This window comes from Flavobacterium sp. RHBU_3 (genome assembly GCF_046613565.1).
In the GTDB taxonomy this organism is placed as follows: Bacteria; Bacteroidota; Bacteroidia; order Flavobacteriales; family Flavobacteriaceae; genus Flavobacterium.
This window is the reverse complement of the sequence record NZ_JBKJHC010000001.1, coordinates 376,118-401,003: the sequence shown is the minus strand read 5'-3', so window position 1 is coordinate 401,003 and position 24,886 is coordinate 376,118. Positions and strand designations below refer to the sequence as shown.

The window sequence follows — 24,886 nt, the reverse complement described above, 5'->3', positions numbered from 1 at the left end:
TTTCACGGAGCTGTCTATATAAACTAAGATAAATATTCAAATTAAAGCGCAAAGGCCTCTTTAACTTTCTCTACGTGGTCAAGCTTTTCCCATGTAAACAGTTCTACTTCTACCGTTTTGGCTTCACCTCCCGGTGCTGTAAAGGTTTTAGTAACCACCTCTGGCTTGCGGCCCATGTGTCCGTAAGCAGCAGTTTCGCTGTAAATAGGGTTACGCAGCTTAAGGCGTTGTTCTATAAAATAAGGGCGCATATCAAAAATAGCTTCTACTTTTTTGGCAATTTCGCCATCAGTAAGGCTTACGTTTGATGTACCATAAGTATTTACATAAATATTTGTAGGCTTAGCCACACCAATAGCGTAAGAAACCTGCACCAGTATTTCGCTGGCTACACCGGCAGCCACAAGGTTTTTAGCTATATGGCGGGTAGCATAAGCAGCACTACGGTCTACCTTGCTTGGGTCTTTACCGCTAAATGCACCTCCACCGTGGGCACCTTTACCACCGTAGGTATCTACAATAATCTTACGGCCTGTAAGACCTGTATCGCCGTGAGGGCCACCAATTACAAACTTACCCGTAGGGTTTATATGGTAGGTAATAGCATCATTAAACAAGTAAGCGTACTGAGGGTTTTTCTCTATAATCCTTGGAATAAGGATGTTTAGGATATCCTCCTTGATTTTGGCAAGCATTGTAGGCTCGTCGGCAAAATCATCGTGCTGCGTAGACACTACAATAGCATCTATGCGCACCGGTTTATTGTTATCATCATACTCCAGCGTTACCTGACTCTTAGCATCAGGACGCAGGTACGTAATCTGGTCGTTTTCGCGCCTAAGGGCAGCCAGTTCCTGTAGTAGCTTGTGGCTCAGGTTTAGTGCCAGTGGCATATAGTCTTCGGTTTCGTTTGTAGCATAGCCAAACATCATACCCTGGTCGCCTGCACCCTGCTCCTCTTTAGTAGCACGGTCTACGCCCTGGTTAATATCCTGGCTTTGTTCATGTATGGCACTAAGCACCCCACACGAGTTAGCCTCAAACATATATTCGCTTTTTGTATAGCCAATTTTCTTGATTACATCGCGTGCTATCTGCTGCACGTCAAGGTAGGTTTTGCTTTTTACCTCACCTGCCAGGATAACCTGACCGGTAGTTACAAGCGTTTCGCAGGCTACTTTAGATTCCGGGTCAAAAGCTAAAAAGTTATCAATCAGTGCGTCCGAAATCTGGTCAGCTACTTTGTCAGGATGCCCTTCGCTCACTGACTCTGACGTAAATAAATATGCCATAGTATCGTCTACAATTTGAGGGAAAGGTATGCTGCCTGCAACGGCTAAAGGAAGGAGTTATGTCCTGCTTTAGCATTTTTTTGTGAGGTTGCAATCAGTACAAATCTTTCCTCTGAATTATTCGGCTGCAAAGGTATAAAGGTTAAACGAATAAAAAAAACATAAGGTTAATTTTTAGTTACGAAAATTTTTATTACTCTACTTAAATACTATAGTATTTAAAACACTTGTAATGAACCTTATAAATGTTAAATTTTGAAATTTAGCTTTGCAGATTAAAAAATAGTCCCGAAGTTTGCCTTACAAGAAAACGAAAAAAGAAGATGAAATTTACAATGTCCTATAGCTGCTGTATTATGATGTGGAACGGTTCCGCGGAAAGCACTATTGTATAATTTTAAAGTTCGTCATTTAAATATACACAAAGCCTTCCGCAACCGGAAGGCTTTTTTGTTGCCGTAATAGCAGCAATAGTAAAAATTTAACTAACTCAAATTAAACTACCCTGCTCCCCTTAGCTACTAAGGGGAGGCCTACAGGGGATATTAATTTGTTTTCAACAAAAATAACTTAACACAAACTAAATTAAAACAAAAATGTTAAAGTTTGAAAAATAATTTTGTAAATCAAAAAATAGTTTAGATATTTGACAATATAAAAATCACAGAGGTAAAAAAGTTTATGAAACACACCATTTGCAATATTTCGGTTCAGGCGATGTGGAAACAATCCGCAGCCGGGGGCTTTTTGTATACGGTTTAAGTTTTATAACCATAAATAATACAAAGCCCCTGTACAATAAATACAGGGGCTTTTTTGTTAAGAATAAATAAGATATAATTTATAAAAGAGATATGAACACCACAGTCAAACATATTAATTGCATGCAGCTCATTTGTTCCCCATCGTGGCAGATGCAGGCGAAATATATGCAGTTACCAGATTGGCCGTCGGTATAAACTTAGTTTATAATTCAGGTGCAAAGGCTCTTTTGGTAACATATTTCCGAAAGAGCCTTTTGTTTTTAACAGTAAATCCGGTTATCCATTTTTAAATACACGCCTTATGAAAACTCAATCTGTAAACGTACTGGGCTACACCGGCCAAAACAGCCAGTTTGTAGTAAAAACATCTAATACCGACCTGCGTATAAGCCAAAGTGCTACGCAGTATGTACAGCAAACCCCAAACCCGTATGAATATATACTGGCGGGCTTTGCAGGCTGCATCAATGCACTGGGCCAGGCAGTAGCTAAGGAACTGGGTATAGTACTAAAGTCGTTACAGGTAGAGATTACAGGCAGCATGAGCGCCTTGCCCTCAGAGCGCCCAGGCTTCGACAAAATAGAGATAACCCTTAGGCCGGCGGCTGCGGCACCCCTGGCCACCCTGCAACAGTGGATGGACGAAGTACAGTTCCGCAGCCCGGTTTATGATACCCTGGTAAGCAATACCCCCGTAAGCCTTAACCTGTTTAAGGAATACACAGCGGTGAATTAACGATATATAAACTGCGGTTCTTCTTCCATGTCGACCGGAACGCAGTGGAGCGGAGACATCTCAAAAGAGAAGAAAATGATTGAGATTAGAGATTCCTCGACTACGCTGCGCTACACTCGGAATGGAAGAAAACCGAAGTTGTAAAAAATAAAACCTACAAGGCCTTAGAAACCTTGCAGGATTAAGACTCATAAGTTTGTTTTAAGTTGTTTTTTGTTTGTTTGTTTGAGACCTGCCTTTGGGTCGGCACCAAAGGCAGTTTCTCTCTTTTTCACAGCTTAAACACTCGTCTTTGCGGCTTAGCGCCTTTGCGAGGGATTTTACCACAAGGAGCACTAAGGCTTTTCACAGGGTTCACAAAGCAATGATGATTACCCAAAATACTTATTAAAGAACACAAAGACTTTCCTTCGGAAAGAAAAAATACACAATATATTATGCCAAATACAATAAACATATTGCTCTTCGGTATCGGAAACGCCGGAAGCGCCCTCATCAATAAAGTACTAAACGGACGCGAGGATATTACCACACCCGCGCCCGACATCCGTTTTCCGGTGATTACTAACAGCAGTGTGGCCTTTTTTGAGAAAGACGCCGACGGCTATGCATGGGAAGCCAACTTTATACGTTTTGCCATTCCGTTTAAGATAGACGATGTGGTAGAGTATGTACTGGAGCACGACCTGCATAACGTAATTTTTGTAGATGCCACGCCAAGTGCCGACCTGCCTGCCGAGTACCCTACGCTGGTACGCACGGGCTTCAGCATTGTATCGATTAACGAAACGGTGCAGTACCTGCCTGAGAATTTCGAAAAGGGCATTAAGTTCCTTACCGAAACCCGCGGGCTGGGCTACCGTTTTATACCATCGGTACCCGGCGATGCCACTGCCGCAGGCAATGCGCTGTATGATGCCGTACTGCAAGTAGCCGGAAAAACAAAGGAAGCAGCCGCATAGGCTGCTTTTTTATGCCGATTTTGTACATTTGGTTTACAACTTACAACCAATATGAACGAAATCATTGCCCTTGCCGAAACCACCATTACCCTTAACCGCAATGGTTATTTAAAGGAAGGCGGCAGCATTGACACCAATGTATACTATATAGAAAGCGGCAGTATAAAGGTTTTTGTACTGGATGAGGGTGAAGAACAAATCATCCGTTTTGGGTACAAAAACAACCTTGTGGTGTCGCTTGACTCGTTTTTAACAGGGAAACCATCGGCATTTTACATACAGGCCATAAAAAAAACCGTTGTAAAAGTTGTTACCAAAGCACAAATGGACAACTTCCTGCAACAAGATGCTAACCGTAACTGGTGGATAAGCGTACTGGAAAACCTGGTTGTACAGCAAATGGAGCGCGAGGTAGACATCCTTACAACATCGCCACTAGAGCGTTACCGCAGGGTAATGGGGCGCAGCCCGCAGTTATTCCAGGAGATACCGCACCGCTATATAGCCAGCTACCTGCGTATGACCCCCGAAACCCTATCGCGACTGAAAAGTGTTGATTTCAATCAAGGAAAATAACAACCGGCTTACCGACATTTGCCCTGTAAAATAATAGCACTATGCAATCAGCACTATTACTTAAAGAACTTATAGCCCAAACAAAAAAGGCTATACTAACTGCGCAGGCATTCCAAACAGCAGACCTCAACACACTTGTCCAAAGACCGGCACCCGGCGCGTGGAACGCATTAGAATGCCTGGAACACCTGAACCTGTACGGTGATTTTTACCTACCGGAAATTGACAAGAGGATAAAAAAAGCTGCGCAGCAAACCGAACCGGTATTTAAACCCGGGCTGCTAGGCGATTACTTTGCCAAAAGCATGCTGCCAAAGGGAAAGCTGAAAAAAATGAAGACGTTTAAAGATAAAAACCCCATAAGCACTAACCTTGACACAGCAGTTATAGAGCGGTTTATACTGCAACAGCAGGAGCTTATCCGCCTTATGGAGCTGGCACAAAAAGTAAGCCTTAACAGGGTAAAAATAAAAACATCCATTTCCAGCCTTATACAGTTAAAGCTGGGCGATGTTTTCCGGTTCATCATCAATCATAACATCAGGCACCTGCAACAGGCCGAACAGGCACTTGCAGGAGCAAAAGCAGCTTAGGGTTGGTTTTTTACTTTTCACAAGGATATTGCACTTCATCTTCTGCCCTTAATCTTTCAAAAATCACTTCATATTTATCAAGATGTCCTTTTTTATGAAGGATTATTTTATTGTACCAATATTGATATATCTTATCAATTTCAGGTTGCGATATTGAATCACCACCTTCAGTAAGCCATTGCCAGGTTAATCCATTATACACATAATGCCAACCTACAGGTTCTTTACACTTATAAATATAAACTGTACCTAAGCCTCCTTTTTTCGGTTCATAAATACGAGTAAGTATAACATGGATTGCTGCGGATTTTTCAGGGCTTTTAATTGCCGTAAGCAATTCTGCTGCTACTGGCTTTCCCAATTTGACCAACTCATTTGAAACAGAATCTGTTTCCTTAAGTACTAAAGCATAGTTACAGGTTATGGGCAGGGATTCCCAACTTAATTTATCTATTAAAACCGTTGCTTGCGTTTTTTTTGGTTCCTGTGCGTTTACATTAAATGCAATAATGAATAAAATCAGAAAGGAATATAATAGTTTCATATGGTTGTGGTTTGAATCGTAAATTTAATAAAAATCACCTCCTAATTAGTCCCATAACAATTATTTGCTTTCTACAAATCTATATATTACTTTTGCAGTGTTCTTTAACACAATTGCAACATGTTATCACGAAAGGTGGAGGGATTAGACCCTGCGAAGCCTTAGCAACCCTTTCCCTGTAAAGAAGGTGCTACATTCTACCAAGTAAAACGCGGATAGATAACAGAAACGGAATTTCTTCCTCCCTTCTACCCCACCTGATGACATAATTTTAGAAACAAATTTTAAGTGCTTTGAGCAACTTGAAACTTTAAACCTGAAACTAATGTTACCGATACACAACGCGCTTGCTAAACGCATTTTGATACTTGATGGAGCCATGGGAACCATGCTGCAGCGCCATAATTTTACCGAAGAAGACTTTCGCGGCGAACGCTTTAAGGATTTTCCGCACCCGCTTAAGGGCAATAACGACCTGCTGAGCCTTACCCAACCCGAAGCCATTAAAGATGTGCACCGCCAGTACTTTGCTGCCGGAGCCGATATTGTGGAAACCAATACCTTTAGTGGCACTACCATAGGCATGGCCGATTACCACATGGAAGACCTTGTGTACGAGCTAAACTATGAGTCGGCGCGCCTAGCGAGGGAAGTAGCTGACGAATTTACCGCTGCCAACCCCGACAAACCTCGCTTTGTAGCGGGCTCTATAGGCCCTACTAACCGTACCGCCAGCATGAGCCCCGATGTGAACGACCCAGGCTACCGCGCCGTAACCTTCGACGACCTTCGTATTGCTTATAAAGAGCAGGTTAATGCACTGATTGATGGTGGTTCTGACATTCTATTGGTAGAAACCATATTCGATACACTAAACGCCAAGGCAGCGCTTTTTGCCATAGAGGAAGTGAAGGACGAACGTAACCTCGATATTCCTATTATGGTGAGCGGTACAATTACCGATGCCAGTGGGCGTACGCTAAGCGGGCAAACGGTAGAGGCTTTCCTGATTTCCATTTCGCATATACCGTTATTAAGCGTAGGCTTTAACTGTGCCCTGGGCGCAGACCAGCTAAAACCCTACCTGCGCAGGTTGGCGCACAACACGCAATTTAGTGTTTCGGCACACCCAAATGCAGGATTACCAAACGCCTTTGGCCAGTACGACCAAACACCCGAAGAAATGCAGGCACTCATTAGGGAATACCTTGATGACAACCTGATTAATATAATTGGCGGTTGTTGTGGGACGACTCCCGAACACATAAAATTGATAGCAGATGTTGCTGCTGAATATGAGCCTAGAAGGTTGTTGGTTGTTGGTTGATAGTTGTTGGACAGAACGAGAACTTATATGGTATATACTAACTTAGATGTTTGGGTTGAAGCAAGAAAATTGACCAATGTCCTTTACACAATAACAAAACAATTTCCGAAGGAAGAAATATACGGACTAACAAACCAAATGAGGAGGTGTGCCGTATCGGTGCCTTCAAATATAGCTGAAGGATGTGGCAGGCAAACCACCAAAGAAACAATACATTTCCTCCATATTGCCAGAGGATCTTTATTTGAACTTGAAACACAATGTTATTTGGCTTTAGACCAAAAATATTTAAATGAAAAAGAATTTGAAGAGCTTGTTGGATTAATTCAATCATGCAAAAGGCTTTTAAACGGTTTTATTAATTATTACAAGAAGATGCAGGCATGAGTGAAGTTACCAATAACCAACAACCAACAACCAACAACCGTTATTTACGCTTGTCCGGTTTAGAACCACTTATAGTGACCCCACAAAGTAACTTTATAAACGTGGGCGAACGTACTAACGTAACCGGTTCGCGCAAGTTCCTGCGTTTAATCAAAGAAGAAAAATACGAGGAAGCACTCGATATTGCTCGTGCGCAGGTTGAAGGCGGCGCGCAGATTATCGACGTGAATATGGACGAGGGAATGCTGGATGGTGTGTATGCGATGACCAAATTCCTGAACCTAATAGCATCTGAACCTGATATTGCCCGCGTGCCTTTAATGATAGACAGCTCTAAATGGGAAATCATTGAAGCGGGACTAAAAGTGGCTCAGGGTAAAAGTGTGGTAAACTCAATAAGCCTTAAAGAAGGCGAGGAACTGTTTATAGACCACGCCAAAAAAATAAAACGCTACGGTGCAGCAGCCATCATCATGGCGTTTGACGAGGTAGGCCAAGCCGATACCTACGAGCGCCGTATAGAAATATGTAAACGCAGTTACGATATATTGGTTGAAAAAGTAGGCTTCCCTCCGGAAGACATTATTTTCGACCCGAATATTTTCCCGGTAGCCACCGGTATGGAAGAACATCGCCGCAACGCGATTGACTTCTTCATGGCTGCCAAATGGATACGCACCAACCTCCCTTACGCCCACGTAAGCGGCGGGGTGAGTAACGTGTCGTTCTCCTTCCGTGGTAACGACAAGGTGCGCGAGGCCATGCACTCGGCATTTTTGTACCACGCCATACAGCACGGTATGGATATGGGTATTGTAAACCCTGAGATGATTGAGGTATACGACGACATAAATAAAGACTTGCTGGAACACGTAGAGGACGTACTCCTGGACCGCCGGGATGATGCTACCGAGCGTCTTTTGGCTTTTGCCGAAAATATAAAAGGCGACGTAAAAGTTACCGAAAAACAGGCACAGGAATGGCGTAGCCTTCCGGTACAGGAACGCCTAACCCATGCACTGGTAAAAGGACTTGATGAGTTTATAGAAACCGATGTGGAAGAAGCTCGCCTTGCAGCCACCCGACCTATTGAGGTTATTGAAATTAACCTTATGGCGGGTATGAATGTGGTGGGCGACCTGTTTGGTTCGGGTAAGATGTTCCTGCCACAGGTAGTAAAGTCGGCTCGTGTAATGAAAAAAGCAGTGGCATATTTATTACCATTTATCGAGGCTGAAAAAGACGGCAAGTCTTCGAGTGCCGGTAAAGTACTTATGGCTACTGTAAAAGGCGATGTGCACGACATTGGCAAAAACATTGTAAGCGTAGTACTGGCCTGTAACAATTTTGAAATCATCGATTTGGGCGTAATGGTTCCGCCCGAAAAAATCATAGAAACCGCTGTTAAGGAACAGGTAGACATCATCGGCCTGAGTGGGCTTATCACCCCGTCGCTTGACGAAATGGTATACCTTGCCAAAGAGCTTGAACGCCTTAACATTACCATACCAATAATGATAGGCGGCGCCACGACCAGCCGCGCACATACTGCGGTAAAAATCGCCCCGGAATACAGCGAAACGGTGATACACGTTAACGATGCCAGCCGTGCCGTAACCGTGGCAGGCAACCTGCTTAACGCGAATAAGATAGATTACGCTAAAGACATCCGCCAGGAATACGACAAACTACGTGAGGGCTACCTAAACCGTAGTCGTGAAAAGGATTTCCTTAGTATAGCTGATGCCCGTAAAAACAAGTTTAAAATAGACTGGGATGCTTATACACCTTATGTTCCGAAACAGCTGGGCGTACAAACCATATACCCGAAGTTAGAGGAATTGGTTCCGTATATCGACTGGACGCCGTTTTTCCAGACGTGGGATTTGCACGGCAAGTACCCGGCTATACTAACGGATAATGTGGTAGGCGAACAGGCGCAATCACTTTTTGACGATGCCCAGAAAATGCTAACGCAAATAGTAGATGAAAACTGGTTTGAAGCCAAAGGCATCTTCGGGATATTCCCGGCGAATACCGTTAATGATGATGATATTGCCCTTTCTGATGAATCCGGTGAGCCATTGGTTACTTTTTTAAGTTTAAGGCAACAATCGCAAAAAACCAAAGGCGCGCCAAACATTGCATTAGCAGATTTTGTGGCTCCCGTAGAAAGCGGCAAGCAGGATTACATGGGTGCATTTTGTGTTACCACCGGTTTTGGTGTAGATGAAAAAGCGGCCGAATTTGAGCAGGTACATGATGATTATAATTCCATTATGGCTAAGGCACTGGGCGATAGATTTGCGGAAGCCTTTGCCGAATACCTGCACGAAAAAGTGCGTAAAGAACTTTGGGGTTATGCCGCAGACGAGCACCTTAGTAACACCGACCTGATTAAGGAACAGTATGAAGGGATACGTCCGGCACCGGGCTACCCTGCCTGCCCGGACCATTTGGAAAAAAATACTATTTGGGAAGTGCTGGATGTAGAGAAGCAGATTGGTGTGAAACTTACCGAAAGCCTTGCCATGTGGCCGGCGGCATCGGTATCGGGGTATTATTTTGCAAATCCGCAGAGTAAGTACTTTGGGCTTGGAAAGATAAAAGCCGATCAGGTAGAGGACTACGCAAAACGAAGAAACGTAAGTATAGATGTAGCCAACAAATGGCTGAATCCTAATATAGCAGATTAGTTGTTGGTTGTTAGTTATTGGTTGTTGGCAATCAGCAATCTAAAAACTAACAACCAGTAACCAAAAACTAACAACAAAAAAATGAAAGTAACCGAACATATAGAAAACGCGCAGGGCAAAACCCTGTTTTCATTTGAGATACTGCCGCCGCTTAAGGGGCAAAACATACAATCTATTTTTGATGGTATAGACCCGCTTATGGAGTTTAAACCGCCGTTTATAGACGTTACGTACCACAGGGAAGAATACGACTATAAAGAACTCCCAAGTGGCCTGCTGGAGCGCCGTGTAGTGAAGAAACGTCCCGGTACGGTAGGTATTTGTTCGGCTATACAAAATAAGTACCAGGTAGATGCCATTCCGCACATACTGTGTGGTGGTTTTTCTAAGGAGGATACCGAAAACTTCCTTATAGACCTTGACTTCCTGGGCATACAAAACGTAGTGGCACTACGTGGCGACGCCGTGAAAAACGAGATTTATTTCCGCCCGGAAAAAGACGGACATGCCTATGCATCGGAACTGGTGACGCAAATTGTAAACCTGAACAACGGTATTTACCTGGATGATGAGTTGCAAAACTCGGCATCTACTAATTTCTGCATTGGTGTAGCAGGTTATCCTGAAAAACACATGGAAGCACCAAGCCTGGATAGCGACATTCATTTTCTGAAACAGAAAATAAAAAACGGCGCCCAATACATAGTAACACAGCTGTTTTTTGATAACCAGAAGTTTTTTGAGTTTGTAGACAAATGCCGCAAGGAGGGTATTACCGTGCCTATTATTCCGGGACTGAAGCCTATTGCTACTAAAAAGCACCTGAACATGATACCCCACCGCTTTAACGTAGACCTTCCTGACGACCTAATTATGGAAGTGGTTAAGGCCAAAGATAACGCGGCGGTAAAACAGGTGGGTATAGAGTGGTGTATTGCCCAAAGTAAAGAGCTGGTTAAAGCCGGCATACCGGTACTGCACTACTACAGCATGGGCAAGGCCGAGAACATTAAAGCGATAGCTAAGGAGATTTTTTAAATCACATTTATATAAAAATATACGCCCCGTAAGCAAAACTTACGGGGCGCATTTTTTATAGCAACAAAGTACTTTATTCGGGCATTTTCAGGATAGCCTTAAGGGTAATACCTTTTTCAGAATCTTCAACCGCCTTATTAATATCTTTAAGATCATAGAATTTAATCAGCTTATCAAACGGAAACATTCCGGCTTTGTAAAGACTTATAAGCTGCGGAATAAGAATATCGGGGATGCTGTCTCCCTCCACGGCAAACTGCACCGAGCGCCCCATGGTAAATGCGCTGTTCGGAATTTCAAGGTTAGCTGTAGGCGATACCCCTACAAGCACAGCTTTTCCGGTAAAGTTTAGTGATGCCACCAAATCACTGATTACATTATTGCGCCCGGTAGTATCGAGTGCATAGTGTACCCCACCCGGATGAATCCTGGTAGTAATGGCCTCGGTAACCGATTCGTTAAGGCTGTTAATAGTGTGTGTTGCGCCCAGTTCTTTGGCAAGTTGTAGCCTGTTTTCGTGTACGTCTACCGCTATAATGGTAGTACAGCCCCTTGCTTTGGCAGCCATAATACCTGATAGCCCTACAGGCCCTACCCCGCTTATTACAATACTTTGCCCGGCATCGGGTTTAATAACATTCAGTACGGTACCGGCACCGGTTTGAATACCACAACCCAATGGGCCAAGCATTTCAATAGGAATATCGGTAGGAACTTTAACCACGTTATTTTCTTCGGCAAGAGAATAGGTAGCAAATGACGACTGCCCAAAGAAAAATCCGGCAACACCTTTACCTTCATGATTGTGGTATGGGCAACTACCGTCTTCCCTGTGGCCATTACCAAAATTTAGCGGGAAGAATTTTTCGCAATACGACGGATGCCCCGACTTACATGAGTTGCATTTACCACAGCTGGCAGGTGCCAAAACCACGTGGTCTCCGGGTTTTACTTTTGTAACGTTTGCCCCTACTTTTTCAACAATACCGGCGCCTTCGTGGCCCAGTATGGCAGGTACACTAAAAGGTGATTGCTTATCGCGAACGGTAAGGTCGGTGTGGCAAAGCCCGGTGGCTTTTATTTTTACTAATACCTCGGTATTTTTAAGGGTAGTATCGAGTTCTACGGTTTCTAAGTCAAATGGTTTTCCGTAGTCATTAAGAAGTGCGGCTTGAATTTTCATTCATTTGAAGTTTTAATTAATGTAATAAAAGTTGCTTGCCCTACACAAATTTAATACTTAAAACAGAAGCTATGAACATAAACCACGTTAAGAATAACTTAAAAAGAACACAATAAACCTTATTATTTTTTGTTTTGTAAATTACACAAACCAATTATTACACCATGAAGAGATTATCCCTATTACTGTTATTGTTTAGCAGTACTGCCCTTTTTGCGCAAAATTTTTCTTTTTTACCGGCATCGGCCAGAAAAGAAAAAAAGCACGAGTTTACAGAGTACCTTAACAACTTTCCTGAAAACAAGCGCGACAGTATTTTTTATGCTATAATACGCCTTAAAGACGACGGCACACCGTACACGCGCCCCTATGCCGATTCTATTTTTAAGGCGAAAAGTAAGGATGCATCTTATTACACCATAAAATCGTTCCGCGATACCATAAGCAACGATTTTTATGAAATACTGCACAAACGCACGGATGAGGAGGTAAAAGCAGATAACAAGTATTGGAACAACTACTTTAAAGAGGATGACAAGAACCGGAAAAAACTAAGGCATTCTTCTGTGAATGATTTTGTAATGACCGATATACAAGGCAACCAATACACTACCGAAAGCCTTCGAGGCAAGGTAATTATTCTCGATTTTTGGTTTACCACCTGCGCGCCCTGCATAAAGGAAATGCCGGAACTGAACAAAATACGGGAGGAATTTGGCACTGATGAAGTAGCTTATTTTGGCATTACGTTTAGCGAAAAAGAAAAGGTAGAAAAATTACTAAAAAACGTAAAATACGACTATACCATTGTAGCCGACAGTAAAGAGCTTTGCGATAAATTTGGAATCATGTTTTACCCTACAACACTGGTCATTGACAAAAAAGGCAAAATAGTGTATACAGGTGAGTTTATGGGCATGAAAGAAAAACCGAAAGACATACGTAAACTACTGAAGAAGCTAACCTCCGGTAAAAAGAAAACAATCACCGCCGGTCCCATAGAAAAACAGGATTAGCCCTGATTTAAGCAAATATTTACCGCAACTTAAGCAGGCAGAAAATCATTTCTGCTATATTTGGCGCATTAACCAATGAAATGAGGCGGATACATTTGTTTTTGCTGTTTTTTTCGTGCCTTATGGCTGCCCAGGAACAACCTGAAGGTGGCTACAGCGTGGACGCGAATTATTTTTACGGCAACATAATCCCGCACCGAAAAAGCATACAGCACCTTATTACCGCCCACCCCGAGGGCATGGTCATCAGCCTGAATAAAAAAACATTCGGCAACCACGAATGGGAATCGGCTTATAACTTCCCTGACGTTGGCGTATCGTTCCACTATCAGGATATGAAGAATGAGGCGCTGGGCGAAATGTATGGCCTGTACGGGCACTACAGCTTTTACTTTTTTAACCGTAACCTTATGTTCCGCATTGGGCAGGGTGCGGCTTATAATACTAATCCTTACGATAAGGAAACCAATTACCGCAATTATGCGTACGGTGCCCACCTGATGCCGTCTACCTACTTTATGCTGAACTACAAAAAAGAGGATATTGTACAAAACATCGGGCTACAGGCGGGGCTCATATTTATACACCACAGCAATGCCAGTATGAAATCGCCCAACACCAGCACCAATACTTTGGCAGTAAATGTGGGGCTCAACTATACCTTTGACAAACAGGACGCGAATGTGCGTAGGACAATGGTATACGATACCATTATCAACTACAAACAGCCGGTGCATTTCAACTTTGTGTTCCGTGGCGGGCTTAACCAAAGTGATGTCATAGGCAGCAAGCAATATCCTTACTATGCCTTTAGCGCGTATGCCGACAAGCGTATCAGCCGGAAAAGCGGTTTCCAGCTGGGGGCGGAGTTTTTCATCCCGAAATATTTGAAGGAATACATCCACTATATGTCGGCTGCCTACCCTGAAACGCCTACCGACCCAAATACCGACTACCACAAAGTGGGGCTATTTGGTGGGTACGAATTGTACATCAACCGTATATCGCTTGAAGGGCAGGTGGGCTATTATGTATACGAACCGTATAAAAGCACGGGCAGCATGTACCAGCGCCTAAGCGCGAAATACTATTTCTGCAAAAGCATTTTTGGTGGCATTGGCCTGAAAACACACGGCGCCAAGGCAGAGGTGATGGAGTTTAGTGTGGGGTACCGCTTGTAATTATTTTGAATTTTAAATTATAAATGATGAATTACGCATTGCGCATTTTACTGGTAATTTTTGCAGCGGGGCTATTCCTGTCGTGCAACAGCGATAATGCGCAGGAGTGTTTCAGGAGCATGGGCGATACGGTGAGCTATACCCTTGCAGTGCCGGAATTTAGCAGTATTAATGTATCTCCGGGGATAGAACTGGTTATTGCCGAAGGCGATACACAAAGCGTAAGCGTGCAAACCGGGGCCAACCTGAAAGAATACATAACCGCCGAAGTAATTGACAGAAAACTATACCTTACTAATGCTAACAACTGTAACTGGGTACGTAAGTACAACAGCACTACCATAACCGTTACTACACCAAACCTCAGCCAGATATATACCGCTACGCAGTTTACAGTGCGATCGGCAGGTACGCTGCACTTTCCGGATCTTTCTATACAGTCGGGTATTTTTAACGAAACGGCTTCGGCTTTAGTAAGCCTGGAAGTAGACTGTAATAACCTGACTATTGAAGACAACCAGAACCTTGATTGTTTTATAACCGGAAACGTAGAAAACCTCAGCGTTAACTTCTATTCGGGTGATGCCCGTTTTGACGGTACGGGGCTCGATGCTACAAACGTAAAGGTGTTTCACCGCAGCAGCAACGATATTATGGTACAGGCCAGCCAGCAGGTTACCGGCACGCTTTATTCCACCGGGAATTTGGTATTGCTCAACCACCCGCCCATAGTGGAGGTTGATAGGAAGTATACAGGGAAAATTGTTTATGAGTAGAGACGCATTGCATGTGTCTCCATCAATATGTCATTAAATTTAAGACGCATGCAATGCGTCTCTACTGTCCTCCCCTTTTTCAGGAACGGAAATTTCGGGGCTTTCGCCTTTATCCTTGTCTTTTTCTATTTCTTCAACCCACCAGGGCAACGGTACGCCGCACATGGGTTATTTCTTTTTGGTCATTTCCCTAAACACGCTTTCCAGGTTCTTGTTCTTCAGGTTAAGCTGTAGTGTTTTCAGTTTGTTGTCGTGTGCAAAGTCAAACACCACAGGACGCATATCGGCATCAGCATTAAATGTAAGCTCCCACAGGTTACCTTTAGTGTTTTTCACTTTGGCAATATTCGGCAGGGCTTCCAGCAGGGCGGCGTCTACAGCAGTATCAAACTCTACTTCTATTACCTGCTCTACGCTGGTTTCCTTAACCAGGTTCTTCAGTTTCTTATCGGTTACAATCTTGCCATGGTTAATAATGATTACGCGGTCGCATATGGCCTCTACCTCCTGCATAATGTGTGTACTCAGGAATACGGTTTTGTCTTTGCCAATATTCTTAATAAGGTCGCGTATCTCCACAAGCTGGTTCGGGTCGAGCCCTGTTGTAGGCTCGTCTAAAATAAGCACCTCAGGGTCGTGCAGCAGTGCGCAGGCAAGGCCTACACGCTGGCGGTACCCTTTACTGAGTGCACCAATTTTTTTATGTGCTTCCGGGGTAAGGCCGGTAAGCTGAATTACTTCCTCTATGCGGCTTTTGTTTACGTGGTATACATCGGCATTAAAGGCAAGGTATTCACGCACGTACAGGTCCAGATACAGCGGGTTGTGCTCGGGCAGGTAACCTACCGATTTTTGCACCGCCTTTTGCTGGGCAGCCACATCGCTTCCGTTTACGCTGGCCTCGCCGCTATCGGCAGCAAGGTAGGTGGTAAGTATTTTCATCAGGGTACTTTTACCCGCACCGTTTGGCCCCAGGAAACCCACAATCTCACCTTTATTTACCGAAAACGAAACAGCATCGAGCGCCTTCTGCTCGCCGTAACTTTTTGTTATCCCTTTTACCTCAATAGACATAATAACCGAATGTTTTGCACAAAAATACTAAGTAACTGCTTAAAATCGTAAAAAATATTTAATCAAACCACAGCATCGGGAAAACGAAGCCGTTTTAGCTCCGGAGGAGCGGCATGTTTATAGAAAATGATTCCGTCCATACACATGAGTTCCGGAGGAACGGCATATAATCGTAAAATATGCCGTTCCTCCGGAACTCTGTTTACTCTTGCATATACAATTTCTATAAACATGCCACCCCTGCGGGGTTATATCCTGTAAAGTTTGTCTTGCAAATACTACATAATATTGTATTTAACTGTAAACATCAGGTAGCGTGGCTGTACCGTGTACCTGGAAATACGGGTACTAAACTGGTTAAAGCTATCGTCGTTTAGCGAAGTAGTATTCAGCAGGTTTGTACCGCTTACCTTAAATTCCCACACCTTGTTTTTGGTAAGGTACATTACACTTGCATTCAGGAAATCGTACTCGTTATCGCTGGTACGTGTGTTGTTGTAGTAATGGTTATACGTATAATCTGCTGTAATGGTTATGTTATTAAACAATAGGTAATCCATGCGCGCATATGGGCTGTGTGTATACGTTTTGTTTCCTGTGTAGCTGTTTATGTTCATAGAGTATCCCAGCTCCAGGTTTGGCCATTCCTTAAATATGGTTCCCAGGCTGGCGGTGTAGCTTTGTGTAAACTGTTCCGTTACCTGGCGCAGTGCATTACTCATGGTTACCTCATCTTCTACAGAGCTGTCTGCCCTAAAGTTGTTATAGCGGTTCCAGCTAAGGTTTGCGCTTACCGATGCTTTATAGAAACGCTCAAATGTGCGGTTGTAACCCGCCATACCGTTTACTATTTCGTCGGCAAAGTTAGAGTTCTCTACGGTGCTCACCTGGTTAATACCGCTGTAGGCTGCAAGGGTTTTTACGTCGTTAGCTCTTTTGCTGTAGCTTAGGTTGGCAAAAATCTGTGTAAAGTTGAACATCACGTACCTGAAATAGTTAAGGTTGTGTGTTTGATACGTAGCACTTTCCAGGTTACGGTTACCACGGAAAAGCGAACTGTAATTGTTAAGTACCAGGCCACGTGCATACTTAGAAATATCGCTAAACTCATTGGTTACGGTATAAGTATACAACAGGCGCTCTGATTTTTTTATTTGGTACAGCGCGTATACATCGGGTAGTACCCTGTAGAAATTATTGCCTACTGATGTACCCAGCTGATCGTTGTTCATGGTAAAGCTATGCACCGAGAAGCCCGGGTTAAAGGTAAATTTACCGGCTATAAACTTATAGTGCAGCCCCAAGAACACATCATTAAAGCTGTAACGTACATTGTTCTTGCTGTTGTCGTCCAGGTTATCCATATCGCCCGAATCCAGTATCTGGAACAGGTTACTGTTAAACTGCTGGTACGAATAGGTGTCGCCTAATGTAAGGTTTATGTTTGCCTTTGGCGTAAGCAGGTAATACCAGTCGGCCTTAGCATCGGTTTTATTGGTTATTACAAGCTGCCTTTGGTTCAGGTTGTACAGCGTAGCATCGGCCAGGTTCAGGTTAAGCGACTGGTCGCCTGTGCTGCTGCCCGGAAACGGATTGTATTCCAGCACCGCCCTGTAAAACGGATCTTCTTCCTGGTACAGGTGCTGCCCTTCAAAAGAGAACACGTTTTTATCGTCTGCTGTGTAGTACAGGTTCAGGTTTTGGTTTATGGAAAACGGCGTTTGGTTCTTGGCCGTAGCGATATCCTGGCTTTGATCGGTTTGCGGACTTACCGTACTCATCAGCTGGGTATCTTCGCCCTGTTTTGATATTTTAAAGAAACCATCATAATCAAACTGGAAGCGTGTGCTTGGCTTGTAGCTCGAGCTCAGCTTTACCATACTGAAATCGCTGCGTTGCAGGGTATGTTCCTTAGTATCCTGTACGGTTTGGGTTTCCAGTGTTACCGGATCAAGGATGGTATTGCGGGTTTGGGTTTCCAGTTCGTTCCTCCCCGAATTGATTATGGCAAAACCACTAAGGCTCCAGGCCTTTGAAGGATTAAAGCTAAAGTTAGCCGCACCAAACTTGGTTTCTATATTCTTGGCCCTGTTATTGCGCAGTAATGATATACCCAGGTTGTTAGTACTAACGTTAAAATTAGTACCACCCTTTTTCATGAAGTTACGAAAACCACCGGTCATCTTAAAGTAGTCCTGCATGGTTAGCGGAAGTTCGCCTGTGTTATTAAAGTTGCCTATAAGGTTTACGCTGTACAGCGGGCTGTAGTAAAACAGTTTCGGGTTAAGTATATAACGCCCGCCATTACCTTCGCCCCCACCGGCGGTGAGATCTCCAAACCAAAAGTTCTTTTTACCTTCTTTCAGCTTAATGTTCATGGCCACATTCTCCTCATTGTTCACAAGGCCTTTCATCTGCCCTACTTCATTGTAGTTTCGCAGTACTTCTACTTTATCAAGCGCATCAGCCGGAATGTTTTTTACGCCCAGCTTTGTATCACCGTCAAAAAAGTCTTTGCCTTCTACCATCAGCTTGGTAACGGTTTTGCCTTCCACTTTTACGTTACCGTCGCTGTCTACCTCTACTCCGGGTAGTTTTTTCAGTACATCTTCCAGCTTGCGCTCGGTACCGTTTGTAAACGAATCAGAGTTGTACACCAGCGTATCTCCCTTTACCGAAACCGGCATTTCGTGTACAATTTCCAGTTCCTTAAGCTGTACACCTGCGGTAAGTGTAATGTTTTTTACCACATTAGCGTTTTCGGTAGTTATGGTTTGTTCAAAGGTATCATAGCCTATAAAGCTGGCTTTAATACCGTAGGTGGTATTGGGTTTCAGGTTTAGCACATAGCGTCCTTTTTCGTCGGTAATGGCGTATGAGTCCATGGCATTTGTAGCCTTGTTTACCGCCATAATGTTTGCCATTTCCAGCGCGGTACCCGTGGAATCCTTTATGGTTCCTTCAAATTTTATGGTTTGCGAATGGGCGGCTGCACACAATAGGAGTACCAGCCCAAAGAAAAAATTCTTCATGCGATAGTGGTTGTAAAGAAGTAATAAGGTGTTTTTAAAGCAATTACATACGAGGAGGCCTGCCGCCGCCCGGGCCACCAGGGCCGCCCATCTGGCGCATTTCTTCCATCTTTTTGGTTACCATTTCTTCGTATTGAGCCTGTGTAACCTTGCTGCCTGTAGTAGGCTTCTTTATAACCGCTTTTTCTTTAGGGTTTAGTACCACTTTACTGCATAGTATAGTAGTTTTTCCGTCGCTTACTTCCAGTATAAGCCCCGGCAGCCCCCAGTAGTTAGATGGGCCTGTGCTTACAGGAATATCGGGGGTGTACCATGCCACAATAGCCACTTCTTTCGGCATTTCCATGTTGTCCATAAAGTTAGTGGTCTTGGTCTCGGTTTTAGCCGTCTCGGTGCCATCGGTTTTCTTCGCTTCTTCCTTTTTAGGGCGCATGTTACGGAAATCCGACTTATCTGTAGGTACCATAGCAGTAGCTTTATAGCAGGTATAGTCGCCTATTTTCCTGGTTTCAGCCTCCAGTGTCCATTTTATTTTTGGCAGTGTATCATCTATAAGAAACTCTTTGCCCATTACCTCTTTTTCCATGGCAAAGCGTTTTTCCTTAATGTTCTTATAGTGCTTACCGCCACCGCCCATAAAAGCAGCCATCATGCGCATACCGCCGTTATCGCCGGGAGCGTCTAGCTTTTCTTCTTCCAGGTAGGTACTTTCGGTACGGTTAAAGGTAAGTATGAAGGTTTTTTCGAGCGCTTTTTTCATACGCTCTTTTATTTGTTTCTCCATTTCGGGAGTAAGGTTCCTGTCTCCTTTTGGTAAATCAGGAGTTGCAGTTTTAGACTCGTAAGTAGCCACACCCTGAAAATCCTGGGCTGATGCCGCCATGGCAAAAAGGCTTATAATAAAGGCGCTTATTTTTCTCATAAGGTTGTTTTTGCAGTTAGATTGCCAAACCGGTATTTTGTTACACAATTTAGTAATATTTTTTTCAAAAGTATCCAAAATTCCACTTTACAGGCGGGCAAAGTAGGTGAACGGGGCAAATTCGACTGCGAAAAAATCGCCTTTATTTACTCGTACCTACGCTTCAGGAACCAAATATCTTCCAGGCTTATATTTACCGTAAAAGCATGGTAGTTTTCCTGTACCAAACGAGACGAAACGATGCCTCGCTGCCCATAACTGTATGATATATTAAGGAACGACCTGCGTCCGCCCAACGGAACACCCACACCACTGGTTACCGCCATGTTTTGTACACGGTTACCGTCTACCTGCAGGTAGCCGTTATCCATATTAACACCCAGGCGGTACTGGAACCTTTCAAAATAAGATGGCCTTACCTTAACCGAAGCATACATAAGCCCGGCTCCAAAAAAGTTTGTGTCTACAAACTGGCCTATGTTATCCTGCATATCGGTAGCGTTCCAAAAGGTATGCTTATAATCGGCATTCAGTGTAAAGCTTTTATAACTGTACTTTATTCCGGCACCGGCTTCAAGCGGCACCTTAAAGCCCGATATTTTTGAGCTTTCCTGCTGTTCTGCACTGTCTACACCATCTACCGTTTTAGACACCGTACGGTCTTTTGTACCCTTAAGGTAGGTAGGCAGGGTTACCACTGCTGCAAGCGTAAGCTTATCGTTAACTTTATACTGGACACCCGATCCGAAACGGAAACCCGAATAATGGCTTGTAGATGCTACACCTAAGTAGTCTGTACCAATGGCTATTTGCTCTGTTTCGGTAATTTTACCAAAGTAATAACTACCTACCACCCCCACATTAAGCTTTGGGGTTAAGCGATAACCATAGTTAACTGCAGCATTATTTAACCCTCCCGAACCGGTAATGAACGAGGTGTAACTATCCTGCGACCCTTCTATGGTAGTGGTTATACCTCTTAAAGTATACCCCACATCGGAATACGGAGATAATGACACCCCAATAGCCGACTTAGAGGTAACCGGAGTAGCAAAACTGATTCCGGAGAAGTTAGTTGTCGTGTTTTTTCCGGTGTCGTCGCTGGTAACATGCTCCGTTTGGTCCCCTTTCATACCAATATCAAACAGGAATGAGTTCTTAGAAATATCGGCAAAGGCAGCAGGGTTAAGGTTGTTTATGGCATTTTCGCCCGAAAGGGCCATACCGCTTTTTCCTAATGCATTTGTAACACCACTGTTTGTTTCATTAAAACGCCCTACGCCAAATAATGAATATGGCGAACTCGTTTGGTTATTTGTTTGTGCCAAAACCGGCAGGCTTATGGTAAGCAGCAGGCATGCCCATGCTGTTTTATTCGTCATAAATAGTGTAAGTTAATTGTAAACGCGATTTGTAATTACTGTTGTTTTCACCGTTTAGCACCATACGTTCGGCGCGGGATGTATATCCTTTAGGGAAAAACACAAGCCCGTATTTAAGGTATTGGCTGTAGAGCAACGAACGCTTTATAAACGTGGTTACCGGCGCCACAAGGTACACTTCATTATTTTCTATATCGGTTTTATCTATATAGGCCACAGCCGAATTTCCGGCATCGTCTGTGAGCTGAGATACTATATCGTTGTTCTGGTCTACAATGTACACGTAGACCGAATCGGACACATAGCGTTTTTTATCGTAATAAGCCTTATTGAGCTTAATTTTCAAATTGGCCTTATACACTTCACCATTATCATCATTAACCGTGTAGATATTCTTTAACGACGGGAACATAACCTTAGTGGTTATCCCCGTACCGGATTGTACAAACGTAAGGTTGTTTGTAGTAGACGACGGCAACTCGTCTTCGGTACCGCCAAGGGCAGAAAGCATAGTACCCGCCCGATCGCTTTCTATATGGTTAAAGAATTTTGGTGTGGTAGTATTGTAGTACACAAAATCATAATACTCACTTTCATCATCAGTACCATCTTCATCAAATGAGTAGTAGAACCTCAGGTAGCATTTGCTTACATTAAATCCTATAAGCGAAGCATCCTCGGTATCGCCCGGAGCAATTTGAAGCCCCTTAAAATAATCGTTAAGCTCATCGGCATCGTTTATGTCGTCGTGCTGTATTTTATTAAACAGGTTTTGGCCAAAGCTATCGTTTAGCCTTACCGTAACCGAATCTTTACTGATATACGGAATAAAGGTTTTAGTACCCAAAACCTCATCAGACGCTGCTATAGAAGAAGTGTTGTAAAAACCATTATCAGTGCTTTTATAGCGCAGCGTTTTAGTAAGCTGGTGTATGTTTATGGTTTTAGTAGCCAGGGTATCGTTATAATAAAACCCGTCATACTGCAGGTTAAGCACTATGCTGTCAAATACCGCATCGCTGTCTATATAATATTGGCTCGGAATAAAATTTATATATCCGGTAGATTTTACGGTACCAAAATAAGGGTCGTTATAGCGGCCTACCAGCAGGCGGCTGTCGGTGCTGCTTGCTATACTGTCGTACTTAAAGGTAGACATCTTTACCGAAAAGGTATCTATTTGTATTACCTTAATATTACTTTGGGTAAAATCGCCCGATGTACCCAGGGCATCATAAAGCCCATCGTGTGTACACGATATAAACGGCAGCAGGCACAGCAGGCCGAAGATAATTAAAAAGCGGGGTATGCTTTGCATGGTTCATTATTAAGTATTGCCGCCAAATGTAACGGCAGTGGCACCCCTATAAAAAACATATATATAATACCGCCTATTTTGGCTACCAATACCCCGATTTTGACTACGTTTTGCCCTATTGCTATTTTATCGATAAAAAAGAGGTATTCGTCTGTTAAAACATCCTGTCTATATATTTAATGCTATGCCATAGTGCATTAACCCATACGTTTGCCCTTAAACCCTTACAAGCATGTTTAAGTTTTTAGCTGTACTGATATGTATTACCTGCCTGGCTACTGCCCAGGCTCAGGAAACCGGCAGTACGCTCAGTTATAATTACAGTTCTGTGTATAATAAAAATGCCTCATCGCTTTCTAAGCACAAGGCAGACTACCAGTATAAAAAAGGAAATCTTGGGCTTATAGCGGGCATTTCTGCCTATGGCATAGACTACGGCAGTAACGAAGATATAACTACCGACGGCGTAAAAAACATAACCGCTATACAGGCGGGTATTACGTACAGCCACCCCTTATCTGAAACATGGAAAGTTACAGGTGAGTTTACCCCTCAACTGGTTTCTAACATGAAGGATGTGGGTATTAAAGACCTGTACCCCGACTTTTTTGCGGGCTTTACCTATAAACCGGGCAATAATAGTGAAACCACACTTACCTTCGGCGCGGGATACAAGGGCTATTTTGGCAAATACCGTTTTATGCCGGTAATAAACTATGCCGGCAAGCTGGCCAACAAAGTGTACTTTAACCTGGGTATACCTGCCACATGGGTAAACTATAAGTTTAATGATGTACACAGCCTGAAAGCCATAGTATCATCGGGTGGGTTTTACAGCCGCATTACAGGCAGCGAACCGGTGTATATAGATAACAACACCCGCGCACAGGCTATAGAAATGATAAGCATAAACGCAGGGCTGGAATACAGCTTTGCATCGGGTAAAGAATGGGAAGCTACCGTACGCGGCGGCTACAGCCTGTACAACAAGCTGTACATACCCTACGCAAACACAGAGCACGATCTCGGCTTTAAGGAAAACATATACCTTTCGGCCGGGTTTAAATACAATTTAAAATTATAATCACACTATGAAAAAACTTTTCAGGAAAGGAACCACCTGTGTTATACTTGGCCTGGCACTTGCAGGCAGCCTGGTTACAAGCTGTGGAAGCGATGACGACACCACTCTGGGTAACTGGGTAACCAGTACCGTATTTGACGGTGCTCCACGCAGCAGCGCTTTTGTATTTACCATTGACAATTACGGCTATGCCGGTACAGGTTATGACGGCGATGATTACCTAAACGATTTTTGGCGTTATAACATAAGCGGCGGCTACTGGGAACAGCTGGCTGATTTTCCGGGAGCAGCGCGTAGTTCGGCTACATCATTTGCTATAGGAGCTAACGGTTATGTAGGTACCGGCTATGACGGGATTAACTACCTTAAAGATTTTTATAAGTATGATACTGCTGCCGGCAGCTGGACCGCAATAAGCGAATATCCGGGTACGGCACGCAGGGGCGCTATAGGATTTAGCAGCACCAGTAATGGCTATGTAGGCACAGGCTACGACACTACAGGAGACAAAAAAGACTTCTTTAAATACGACCCGGTTGCAGACAGCTGGACAGAACTGTACGGTTTTGGCGGAAACAAAAGGCATAACGGATCTACCTTTACTATAGGTACCCAGGTGTATCTTGGCCTTGGATCGAGCAACGATATTAACCAGAAGGATTTCTGGGTATTTGATACCGGAAGCGAAAGCTGGACACGCCTGCGCGACCTGGACTACAAAGACAGCTACGCTATTTCGCGTACTAATGCTACCGCATTTGCCATGGGCAGCTATGGTTATGTATGCGGAGGCGACAAAACGTCTACATGGGAATATGACCCAAGTACTGACCTGTGGAAACAAAAAACACAGTTTGAAGGTGCCTCTCGCCAGGATGCCATAGCTATATACAATGGCACGCAGGCTTTTGTAGCGCTGGGCAAATATGGTAACAGCTACTATGACGATATGTGGGAGTTTAAGCCTTTTGATGCAAAAGACCTTGATGACTAAAGCTTTTAA

Annotated in this window: 22 protein-coding genes and 1 riboswitch; of the genes, 13 read left to right on the top strand and 9 right to left on the bottom strand. The window is 43.7% G+C overall.

Features of this window, described 5'->3' with window-relative positions; all coding sequences use genetic code 11:
- Positions 1-41 precede the first annotated feature (41 nt).
- Positions 42-1,292 (bottom strand): methionine adenosyltransferase, encoded by a 1,251-nt coding sequence (gene metK, locus ACLI1A_RS01860; RefSeq protein ID WP_411405486.1) that lies wholly within the window; start codon positions 1,290-1,292, stop codon positions 42-44.
- A gap of 1,065 nt (positions 1,293-2,357) precedes the next feature.
- On the opposite strand from metK, the gene ACLI1A_RS01855 reads away from it, so the two are divergent.
- The 4 genes from ACLI1A_RS01855 (at position 2,358) to ACLI1A_RS01840 (ending at position 4,923) form a co-directional block, all read left to right on the top strand.
- Positions 2,358-2,792 (top strand): OsmC family protein, encoded by a 435-nt coding sequence (locus ACLI1A_RS01855; RefSeq protein WP_411405484.1) that lies wholly within the window; start codon positions 2,358-2,360, stop codon positions 2,790-2,792.
- A 437-nt stretch (positions 2,793-3,229) separates the two neighbouring features.
- Positions 3,230-3,754, top strand: a complete 525-nt coding sequence (locus ACLI1A_RS01850) for a hypothetical protein (RefSeq protein ID WP_411405482.1) — start codon at positions 3,230-3,232, stop codon at positions 3,752-3,754.
- 51 nt (positions 3,755-3,805) lie between these two features.
- Entirely contained in the window at positions 3,806-4,330 is a 525-nt protein-coding gene (locus ACLI1A_RS01845; RefSeq protein ID WP_411405480.1) for a Crp/Fnr family transcriptional regulator, read from the top strand.
- 41 nt (positions 4,331-4,371) lie between these two features.
- Positions 4,372-4,923, top strand: coding sequence for a DinB family protein (locus ACLI1A_RS01840; protein WP_411405478.1), 552 nt, complete (start codon positions 4,372-4,374; stop codon positions 4,921-4,923).
- A gap of 10 nt (positions 4,924-4,933) precedes the next feature.
- Here the strand turns inward: ACLI1A_RS01840 and ACLI1A_RS01835 are convergent, their stop codons facing one another.
- Entirely contained in the window at positions 4,934-5,467 is a 534-nt protein-coding gene (locus ACLI1A_RS01835; protein WP_411405476.1) for a hypothetical protein, read from the bottom strand.
- A 120-nt stretch (positions 5,468-5,587) separates the two neighbouring features.
- Positions 5,588-5,693: riboswitch (SAM riboswitch) on the top strand.
- Positions 5,694-5,792: 99 nt separating this feature from the next.
- Between ACLI1A_RS01835 and ACLI1A_RS01830 the strand changes: the two genes are divergently transcribed.
- The 4 genes from ACLI1A_RS01830 (at position 5,793) to metF (ending at position 10,915) form a co-directional block, all read left to right on the top strand.
- Positions 5,793-6,794, top strand: coding sequence for a homocysteine S-methyltransferase family protein (locus ACLI1A_RS01830; RefSeq protein ID WP_411405474.1), 1,002 nt, complete (start codon positions 5,793-5,795; stop codon positions 6,792-6,794).
- 27 nt (positions 6,795-6,821) lie between these two features.
- Entirely contained in the window at positions 6,822-7,181 is a 360-nt protein-coding gene (locus ACLI1A_RS01825) for a four helix bundle protein (RefSeq protein WP_411405472.1), read from the top strand.
- Positions 7,178-9,877 carry a methionine synthase gene (gene metH / locus ACLI1A_RS01820; protein ID WP_411405470.1) on the top strand — a complete coding sequence of 900 codons (2,700 nt, stop codon included), beginning with the start codon at positions 7,178-7,180 and terminating at the stop codon, positions 9,875-9,877. The genes ACLI1A_RS01825 and metH overlap by 4 nt, the downstream gene beginning before the upstream one ends.
- An 81-nt stretch (positions 9,878-9,958) precedes the next feature.
- The gene (metF, locus tag ACLI1A_RS01815; protein WP_411405468.1) at positions 9,959-10,915 is read left to right on the top strand and encodes a methylenetetrahydrofolate reductase [NAD(P)H]; all 957 of its coding nucleotides are present in this window, start codon (positions 9,959-9,961) and stop codon (positions 10,913-10,915) included.
- 73 nt (positions 10,916-10,988) lie between these two features.
- Here metF and ACLI1A_RS01810 read toward each other — a convergent pair whose 3' ends face one another.
- Entirely contained in the window at positions 10,989-12,098 is a 1,110-nt protein-coding gene (locus tag ACLI1A_RS01810) for an NAD(P)-dependent alcohol dehydrogenase (protein ID WP_411405466.1), read from the bottom strand.
- A gap of 164 nt (positions 12,099-12,262) precedes the next feature.
- Here ACLI1A_RS01810 and ACLI1A_RS01805 point away from each other — a divergent pair, with 164 nt between their 5' ends.
- The 3 genes from ACLI1A_RS01805 to ACLI1A_RS01795 all read left to right on the top strand — a co-directional run bounded on the left by ACLI1A_RS01805 (position 12,263) and on the right by ACLI1A_RS01795 (position 15,071).
- Complete coding sequence (locus ACLI1A_RS01805) at positions 12,263-13,114, top strand: TlpA family protein disulfide reductase (protein WP_411405464.1); 852 nt, start codon at positions 12,263-12,265, stop codon at positions 13,112-13,114.
- 80 nt (positions 13,115-13,194) lie between these two features.
- Positions 13,195-14,295: an acyloxyacyl hydrolase gene (locus tag ACLI1A_RS01800; RefSeq protein WP_411405462.1), complete on the top strand. Its 1,101-nt coding sequence runs from the start codon at positions 13,195-13,197 to the stop codon at positions 14,293-14,295.
- Positions 14,296-14,318: 23 nt separating this feature from the next.
- A complete protein-coding gene (locus ACLI1A_RS01795) occupies positions 14,319-15,071 on the top strand; it encodes a GIN domain-containing protein (RefSeq protein WP_411405460.1) in 753 nt (250 codons plus the stop codon).
- A gap of 39 nt (positions 15,072-15,110) precedes the next feature.
- Here ACLI1A_RS01795 and ACLI1A_RS01790 read toward each other — a convergent pair whose 3' ends face one another.
- The 6 genes from ACLI1A_RS01790 to ACLI1A_RS01765 form a co-directional block, all read right to left on the bottom strand.
- A complete protein-coding gene (locus ACLI1A_RS01790; RefSeq protein ID WP_411405458.1) occupies positions 15,111-15,236 on the bottom strand; it encodes a hypothetical protein in 126 nt (41 codons plus the stop codon).
- Positions 15,237-15,239: 3 nt separating this feature from the next.
- On the bottom strand, positions 15,240-16,145 hold the full coding sequence (gene gldA / locus ACLI1A_RS01785; RefSeq protein ID WP_411405456.1) for a gliding motility-associated ABC transporter ATP-binding subunit GldA: 906 nt from the start codon (positions 16,143-16,145) through the stop codon (positions 15,240-15,242).
- A gap of 278 nt (positions 16,146-16,423) precedes the next feature.
- Complete coding sequence (locus ACLI1A_RS01780) at positions 16,424-19,177, bottom strand: carboxypeptidase regulatory-like domain-containing protein (RefSeq protein ID WP_411405454.1); 2,754 nt, start codon at positions 19,175-19,177, stop codon at positions 16,424-16,426.
- Positions 19,178-19,220: 43 nt separating this feature from the next.
- Complete coding sequence (locus ACLI1A_RS01775; RefSeq protein ID WP_411405452.1) at positions 19,221-20,099, bottom strand: GLPGLI family protein; 879 nt, start codon at positions 20,097-20,099, stop codon at positions 19,221-19,223.
- A 146-nt stretch (positions 20,100-20,245) separates the two neighbouring features.
- The gene (locus tag ACLI1A_RS01770) at positions 20,246-21,481 is read right to left on the bottom strand and encodes a hypothetical protein (RefSeq protein WP_411405450.1); all 1,236 of its coding nucleotides are present in this window, start codon (positions 21,479-21,481) and stop codon (positions 20,246-20,248) included.
- On the bottom strand, positions 21,471-22,799 hold the full coding sequence (locus ACLI1A_RS01765; protein WP_411405448.1) for a DUF4270 family protein: 1,329 nt from the start codon (positions 22,797-22,799) through the stop codon (positions 21,471-21,473). Before ACLI1A_RS01765 ends, ACLI1A_RS01770 begins: the two co-directional genes overlap by 11 nt.
- Positions 22,800-23,031: 232 nt before the next feature.
- On the opposite strand from ACLI1A_RS01765, the gene ACLI1A_RS01760 reads away from it, so the two are divergent.
- A complete protein-coding gene (locus tag ACLI1A_RS01760; RefSeq protein ID WP_411405446.1) occupies positions 23,032-23,883 on the top strand; it encodes a DUF6268 family outer membrane beta-barrel protein in 852 nt (283 codons plus the stop codon).
- Between the two features lie 7 nt (positions 23,884-23,890).
- Positions 23,891-24,877, top strand: a complete 987-nt coding sequence (locus ACLI1A_RS01755; RefSeq protein ID WP_411405444.1) for a Kelch repeat-containing protein — start codon at positions 23,891-23,893, stop codon at positions 24,875-24,877.
- The last annotated feature ends 9 nt before the right edge of the window (positions 24,878-24,886 follow it).

What these genes read in the sequence shown, in the direction of transcription:
- metK (WP_411405486.1), bottom strand. Translation starts at nt 1,292, where the DNA reads ATGGCATATTTATTTACGTCAGAGTCAGTGAGCGAAGGGCATCCTGAC.
- ACLI1A_RS01855 (WP_411405484.1), top strand. Translation starts at nt 2,358, where the DNA reads ATGAAAACTCAATCTGTAAACGTACTGGGCTACACCGGCCAAAACAGC.
- ACLI1A_RS01850 (WP_411405482.1), top strand. Translation starts at nt 3,230, where the DNA reads ATGCCAAATACAATAAACATATTGCTCTTCGGTATCGGAAACGCCGGA.
- ACLI1A_RS01845 (WP_411405480.1), top strand. Translation starts at nt 3,806, where the DNA reads ATGAACGAAATCATTGCCCTTGCCGAAACCACCATTACCCTTAACCGC.
- ACLI1A_RS01840 (WP_411405478.1), top strand. Translation starts at nt 4,372, where the DNA reads ATGCAATCAGCACTATTACTTAAAGAACTTATAGCCCAAACAAAAAAG.
- ACLI1A_RS01835 (WP_411405476.1), bottom strand. Translation starts at nt 5,467, where the DNA reads ATGAAACTATTATATTCCTTTCTGATTTTATTCATTATTGCATTTAAT.
- ACLI1A_RS01830 (WP_411405474.1), top strand. Translation starts at nt 5,793, where the DNA reads ATGTTACCGATACACAACGCGCTTGCTAAACGCATTTTGATACTTGAT.
- ACLI1A_RS01825 (WP_411405472.1), top strand. Translation starts at nt 6,822, where the DNA reads ATGGTATATACTAACTTAGATGTTTGGGTTGAAGCAAGAAAATTGACC.
- metH (WP_411405470.1), top strand. Translation starts at nt 7,178, where the DNA reads ATGAGTGAAGTTACCAATAACCAACAACCAACAACCAACAACCGTTAT.
- metF (WP_411405468.1), top strand. Translation starts at nt 9,959, where the DNA reads ATGAAAGTAACCGAACATATAGAAAACGCGCAGGGCAAAACCCTGTTT.
- ACLI1A_RS01810 (WP_411405466.1), bottom strand. Translation starts at nt 12,098, where the DNA reads ATGAAAATTCAAGCCGCACTTCTTAATGACTACGGAAAACCATTTGAC.
- ACLI1A_RS01805 (WP_411405464.1), top strand. Translation starts at nt 12,263, where the DNA reads ATGAAGAGATTATCCCTATTACTGTTATTGTTTAGCAGTACTGCCCTT.
- ACLI1A_RS01800 (WP_411405462.1), top strand. Translation starts at nt 13,195, where the DNA reads ATGAGGCGGATACATTTGTTTTTGCTGTTTTTTTCGTGCCTTATGGCT.
- ACLI1A_RS01795 (WP_411405460.1), top strand. Translation starts at nt 14,319, where the DNA reads ATGATGAATTACGCATTGCGCATTTTACTGGTAATTTTTGCAGCGGGG.
- ACLI1A_RS01790 (WP_411405458.1), bottom strand. Translation starts at nt 15,236, where the DNA reads ATGTGCGGCGTACCGTTGCCCTGGTGGGTTGAAGAAATAGAAAAAGAC.
- gldA (WP_411405456.1), bottom strand. Translation starts at nt 16,145, where the DNA reads ATGTCTATTGAGGTAAAAGGGATAACAAAAAGTTACGGCGAGCAGAAG.
- ACLI1A_RS01780 (WP_411405454.1), bottom strand. Translation starts at nt 19,177, where the DNA reads ATGAAGAATTTTTTCTTTGGGCTGGTACTCCTATTGTGTGCAGCCGCC.
- ACLI1A_RS01775 (WP_411405452.1), bottom strand. Translation starts at nt 20,099, where the DNA reads ATGAGAAAAATAAGCGCCTTTATTATAAGCCTTTTTGCCATGGCGGCA.
- ACLI1A_RS01770 (WP_411405450.1), bottom strand. Translation starts at nt 21,481, where the DNA reads ATGACGAATAAAACAGCATGGGCATGCCTGCTGCTTACCATAAGCCTG.
- ACLI1A_RS01765 (WP_411405448.1), bottom strand. Translation starts at nt 22,799, where the DNA reads ATGCAAAGCATACCCCGCTTTTTAATTATCTTCGGCCTGCTGTGCCTG.
- ACLI1A_RS01760 (WP_411405446.1), top strand. Translation starts at nt 23,032, where the DNA reads ATGTTTAAGTTTTTAGCTGTACTGATATGTATTACCTGCCTGGCTACT.
- ACLI1A_RS01755 (WP_411405444.1), top strand. Translation starts at nt 23,891, where the DNA reads ATGAAAAAACTTTTCAGGAAAGGAACCACCTGTGTTATACTTGGCCTG.